Source organism: Rhodoferax sp. (genome assembly GCF_037143375.1).
GTDB lineage: Bacteria > Pseudomonadota > Gammaproteobacteria > Burkholderiales > Burkholderiaceae_C > Rhodoferax.
Window position 1 is genome coordinate 1 of record NZ_JBAWYV010000175.1, and the last position, 5,688, is coordinate 5,688.

Genomic DNA, 5,688 nt, shown 5'->3' on the forward strand with positions numbered 1-5,688 from the left:
TGCAAATTAGATTTACCAAAATGCAGGGCGCCGGCAACGACTTTGTGGTGCTCGACGAGACCCAAAAGCGCCTGGGCCTGAGCACGGCGCAGTACCGCTGGTTGGCCGACCGCCATTTCGGCGTCGGTGCCGACCAGATTTTGACGGTGCGCCCGTCACCCGCGCCCGGCATCGATTTTGAATACGTCATCCACAACGCCGACGGCGCCGAAGTGGAGCAGTGCGGCAACGGCGCGCGCTGCTTTGCCCGCTTTGTGCGCGACCAGGGCCTGACCCTCAAGGACACGATCCGGGTTCAAACCAAAGGCGGCGTGATCGAACCCCAACTCACGCCCGATGGCCGGGTGACGGTCAACATGGGCGCGCCGGTTTTTGAGCTGGCCGACATTCCTTTTGACGCCACCGGTCTGCAGCCGCAGCTCAGTGGTTTATGGCAAAAATGGCCCCTAGCCCCCGTGCTACCTGCGCAAGCAGCTATTGTTTATGTAGCGGTGGTGTCGATGGGCAACCCGCACGCGGTGCAAGTCGTGGACGATGTCGACCACGCCCCGGTGCTGTCACAAGGCCCGCTGACCGAGCACCATCCGTGTTTTCCGAGACGGGTCAACGCTGGTTTCATGCAGGTGGTGGACCGCAGCCACATTCGCCTGCGGGTGTTCGAGCGCGGCGCCGGCGAAACCCTGGCCTGCGGTTCCGGCGCGTGTGCGGCGGTGGTGGCAGGCATTCGACTGGGCCTGCTCGACAACCGCGCCGAGGTTGCAATGAGCGGCGGCACGCTGACTATTTCCTGGGCTGGCGGCACGGCACCGGTCATGATGACCGGCCCGGCCACCACTGTTTTTCACGGCGAAATCAATTTACCTGAGCTCTTATGAACACATCATTCAACAACCCCATCACCGAAGACGACATCGCCGACTACCTGGCCAACACGCCCGACTTTTTTGAGCGCCATGCCGAGTTGCTCGCCGCGGTGCAACTGACCAGCCCGCACGGCCACCGGGCGGTGAGCCTGCAAGAGCGCCAGGCCACGCAGCTGCGCGAAAAGATCAAGGTGCTGGAGAGCCGCATCATGGACATGATCCGCAACGGCAACGAGAACGTTTTGCTGTCCGACAAGCTGCTGCGCTGGGCGCGCACCCTGTTTCTGGCTACCGATCCGCTGACCTTGCCAACGCTGATCGCGGACGAAATTGCCGAGCAGTTTTCGGTGCCGCAGGTCGGCATCAAGATGTGGGGCGTGGCACCGCAGTTTGCTTACGCTGACTTCGCCAACGGCGTGAGCGAGGATGCCAAATTGTTTGCGACCTCGCTGATGGAGCCGTTTTGCGGCGTGAATTCCGGCTTTGAGGCGGTGAGCTGGTTGCCCGAGCCACAAGCCGCCACCTCGCTGGCGATTCTGCCCCTGCGCATGGGCTTGGTGGGCAGCGCCACCCCGGCCTTTGGTCTGCTGGTGCTGGCGTCGCCCGATGCGCAGCGCTTCAACAGTGCCATGGGCACGGATTTTCTCGGTCGTCTGGCTGAACTGGCCAGCGCGGCTCTGACTCGCCTGCGTTAATTTTTAAGACGCTCGTCTCGGTTCAACTGGCGCATGAATCCACTGGACGACGACCTGATCGAGCGTTACCTGGCGCATGTGCGGGTTGAAAAACGCCTGGCCGAGCGGACTGTGGAACTCTATTCACTCGACCTGCAAAAGCTGCAGGGCTATGCCGCGCAAACCCAGGTCGAACTGCTTCAGGTGCAAAACAGCCACATCCGCCGCTGGGTGGCGCAGATGCATGGCGCCGGGCGCAGCGGGCGCGGCATTGCGCTGATTTTGTCGGGATGGCGCGGTTTTTATGTCTGGCTTGGCCGCGAAGGGCGCATCAACAGCAACCCGGTGCAGGACGTGCGCGCGCCCAAGGCAGGTAAACCGCTGCCCAAAGCCTTGAGTGTGGACGACTCGGTGCAGTTGGCCAGTTTTAAAAACGAGGCGAACGACCCCTGGCTGGAAGCGCGCGACGCCGCCATCGTTGAAATACTTTATGGCGGCGGCTTGCGCGTGGCCGAGTTGACCGGTCTGGACGTGCGGGCCAGCAACACCGCGCGCGGTTGGGTTGATTTGCAGGCGGGCGAGGCGCATGTGCTGGGCAAGGGCGAGAAGCGGCGCACGGTGCCGGTCGGCTCCAAATCGGTACTGGCTTTGCAGCGCTGGTTGTTTGTGCGGGCGCAGGCGTTGAGCGGCAATGAGCAGCCGGCTTTGTTCATTGGCATCAACGGCACGCGACTCACCTCCCAATCCATCTGGCAGCGCTTGCGCCGTCGCAGTCTGCAAGCCGGGCTGGCCACGCCGGTGCATCCGCACATGCTGCGCCATTCGTTTGCCAGCCATTTGCTGCAGTCCAGCAGCGATTTGCGGGCGGTGCAAGAGTTGCTCGGCCACGTCAGCATCACCACCACGCAGGTCTACACCCGGCTCGACTTCCAGCACCTCGCCAAGGCCTACGACGCGGCGCATCCCCGCGCCAAGTTAGGTTCTAAAAAAAGGGATTGAGCGGCTCCGGGGTGGCTCTGCCTGCAAGTCACGGACTTGTCATGGCGATGTCATGGCCCTTTCACATTTCGCAGCTAAATTGCCCTGTCCGGCAATCCAGCCGGCGCGACCTGTGAAGAATGAATTGACACACCCACGACTGCGCATCGACTCCATTTTCAGACGGCCTCTGGTGCGCGGATGCCTGGCGGCCGTGCTGGTGTTGCTTGGCGCCTGCTCGCCGCGCCATTTGATTATTCAGGGCGTCGCCAATGAACTCGCCAGCCAGGGTCAGGCGGTAGAAGAAGACTTGGTACTGGCGCGTGAAGCCAGTGCGTTTTACCTGAAATTGTCGGAGTCGCTGTTGCGGCCCGCGCCCGAGAACCTCAAGCTGGCCGAAGCCGTGGCGGCCGGGTTCACGCAATACGCGTTTGCCTTCGTCGCTTTCGAGGCGGAGCGGATCGAGCCGAAAGATGCCAAGGCGGCCCAAAAATTGCGCGAACGTGCTGCGCTGCTGTACCGCCGCGCGCACCGCCACGCGATGGCTGCGCTGGAGGCCACCACCCCCGGTTTTGCCCTGGCTCTGGCCAGCCCGGACCCCCAGCAGTGGCCAGTGTTGACGGCATCTCAAATCGGTGTCGCGTACTGGGCTGCTGCGTCCTGGGGTGGTTTTATATCGCTGTCCAAGGACGACCCCAACACCGTGGCCGACCTGCCGCAGGCGGTGCGGCTGGCGCACTTGGCCTGGCAGGTCAATCCCGATTTTGGCGATGGCGCCCTGGCCAGCCTGATGGGTAGTTTTGAAGCGGCGCGCCCCGGCGGCAAGCCGCAGCAGGCCACCGTTTATTTCGACCAGGCCATTGCTGTGAGCGCCGGTAAAAGTGCCGGCGCATTCGTCGCCAAGGCCGAAGGCGTGGCGCTGCCTGCTGGCGACCGCCCCGCCTTCGAGGCGCTGTTGCAGCAAGCGCTGGCCGCCAGCGTGGCCCGGCGCGATTTGCCCAACCAGGTGATGCGCGAGCGGGCGCAGTGGCTGCTGAGCGTGGCCGACGATCTTTTCTGACCGATGAACTCATCCATGACAACTCACAAAAACCTCCTGCAACGACTCTTTGGCGTCAGCCTGTTGGCGCTCGCGCTGCTGGGCACAAACGGCGCTCATGCCGCTGACAAACAACTGCGCATCGGCACGCTGGCCCCCAAAAACTCGCTCTACCACCGGCAACTGATGGAGTTGGGTGAGGTCTGGCGCACCGCGCAGGGCGGCAATGCCAAGTACATCGTGTTCCCCGACGGTAGTCAGGGCGGCGAGGCGGAACTGGCACGGCGCATGCGCATCGGGCAGTTGCAGGGCGCGCTGCTGTCGGTGGTGGGACTGCGCGAAATCGAGCCCTCGATTGGCGCGCTGCAAAACCTGCCGCTGCTGTTCAAAAGCTGGGAAGAGGTCGATTACGTGCGCGAAAAAATGCGCCCGGCGATGGAAAAAAAGTTTCTCGACAAGGGCTTTGTCGTGCTGGCCTGGGGCGATGCCGGTTGGGTGCGGTTTTTCTCCAAAGAGCCGGCGCTGCGACCGGGTGACCTGAAGAAGATGAAAATTTTTGCCTGGGGCTCTGAAGTGGAGCAGCAGGAAATCATGAAAAGCCTGGGCTACACGCCGGTGCCGCTGGAGACCAGCGACATCTTGCCGGCGATCCAGACCGGCATGATCAACGTCGTGCCCTCAACCCCGTATTTCGCCTTGGCCAGCCAGGTTTACAGCACCGCACCCAACATGCTGGAGATCAACTGGGCCCCAATCGTCGGCGCTTTGGTGGTCACCAAAAAAGCGTGGGACGACATGACGCCCGCCACCCAGGCCGCGCTGCGCGTGGCGAGCGACAAGGCCGGTGTCTCGATCCGGACCCAAGCCCGCCAGGAGGTGGACGACGCGGTGGCGGCCATGAAAAAACGCGGCCTGATCGTCAATCGGCCCAACCCTGAGCAACTGCGCGAGTGGAACGAATTGGCCGAAAAGCTGTACCCGCGCATCCGGGGTGCGATGGTGCCGGCCGAGACCTTTGATGAGGTGTTTTTGCACCTGAAAGCGTTTCGCACACTCAAGAGCAAATAGTGTTGAAGGCTGATGTGATGACCGGTTTGCGCCGCCTGGGGCGTTTGGACGAGGGCTTGGCATCCTTGGCGCTGGCGCTGATGACGCTGATCCCGCTGGTGGAGATCGTGCTGCGCCCATTGCTGGGCCAGGGCATCGAGAACGCCGCCGTGCTGACCCAGCATCTGGGCCTGGTGCTGGCCATGTTCGGTGCCGTGGCCGCCGAGCGACATGGCCATCTGACCACGCTGGGCAGTGGCCTGTTCAGCCAGGGCAGCGCCCCGGTGCAAGCGGCGGTGCGCGTGTTTGCCAAGGGCAGCGCGGCGTTGATTTGTGGTCTGCTGGCGCAGGCCAGCTGGCGCTTTGTGGCCAGCGAGATGCAGGCTTCGCACGCGCTGGCTTATGGCGTTTCGGTCTGGTGGGTGGAAGCCACCATGCCGCTCGGGTTTGCCTTGTTGGGGGTCAAACTGGGCTCACGCTGTTTTACGACGCCCGGCTTGCGCGTGGCCTGCGGGCTGGTGTTGCCGCTGCTGGGGTTTGGGCTGGCGGGCGCATTCGATGGCAGCGCTGGGGTGTTGTGGCCGTGTGCTTTGTGGCTGCTGGCAGCGCTCTTGGCCGGGGCGCCGATCTTTGCGGTGCTGGGCGGCTTGGCGCTGGCGCTGTTCTGGCAAGACGGCCTGCCGCTGGCCTCGGTGCCCCTGTCGCATTACCAAATTACCGTCAATCCTTCCTTGCCCGCGCTGCCGCTGTTCACGCTGGCCGGGCTGGTCTTTGCCCGCACCGGTGCCGCGCAGCGCCTGGGCGCGGTGTTCGTGGCCTTGTTTGGCGGCGGTGTCTCGGGCACGGTGGTGGCGGCTGCGGTGCTGTGCTCCTGCTTTACCGCGTTTACCGGTGGCAGCGGTGTGACGATCCTGGCGCTCGGCGGTTTGTTGTTGCCGCTGCTTAAAAATGCCGGTTTCCCGGAGCAGCGCGGCATCAGTCTGGTGACGAGTGCCAGTGCGCTGGGCGTGTTGCTGGCGCCATCGGTGCCGCTGATCATGTACGCCATCATTGCCCGTGTGCCGATCAACACCATGTTTTTGGCGGG

The 5,688-nt window shown here is 63.4% G+C and carries 6 protein-coding genes; all 6 read left to right on the forward strand.

What is annotated here, in order from left to right; all coding sequences use genetic code 11:
- On the forward strand, nucleotides 1–875 hold an 875-nt coding region (gene dapF / locus WCG50_RS16800), incomplete at its 5' end, for a diaminopimelate epimerase (RefSeq protein ID WP_336900745.1).
- The gene (locus tag WCG50_RS16805; RefSeq protein WP_336900746.1) at nucleotides 872–1,558 is read left to right on the forward strand and encodes a DUF484 family protein; all 687 of its coding nucleotides are present in this window, start codon (nucleotides 872–874) and stop codon (nucleotides 1,556–1,558) included. The genes dapF and WCG50_RS16805, both read left to right, overlap by 4 nt.
- Nucleotides 1,559–1,591: 33 nt before the next feature.
- On the forward strand, nucleotides 1,592–2,536 hold the full coding sequence (locus WCG50_RS16810; protein ID WP_336900747.1) for a tyrosine recombinase XerC: 945 nt from the start codon (nucleotides 1,592–1,594) through the stop codon (nucleotides 2,534–2,536).
- Between the two features lie 124 nt (nucleotides 2,537–2,660).
- Nucleotides 2,661–3,575: a TRAP transporter TatT component family protein gene (locus WCG50_RS16815; protein WP_336900748.1), complete on the forward strand. Its 915-nt coding sequence runs from the start codon at nucleotides 2,661–2,663 to the stop codon at nucleotides 3,573–3,575.
- Between the two features lie 15 nt (nucleotides 3,576–3,590).
- A complete protein-coding gene (dctP, locus tag WCG50_RS16820) occupies nucleotides 3,591–4,622 on the forward strand; it encodes a TRAP transporter substrate-binding protein DctP (protein ID WP_336900749.1) in 1,032 nt (343 codons plus the stop codon).
- Nucleotides 4,622–5,688: TRAP transporter large permease subunit (locus WCG50_RS16825; RefSeq protein ID WP_336900750.1), on the forward strand; the 1,067-nt coding region annotated here is incomplete at its 3' end. The genes dctP and WCG50_RS16825, both read left to right, overlap by 1 nt.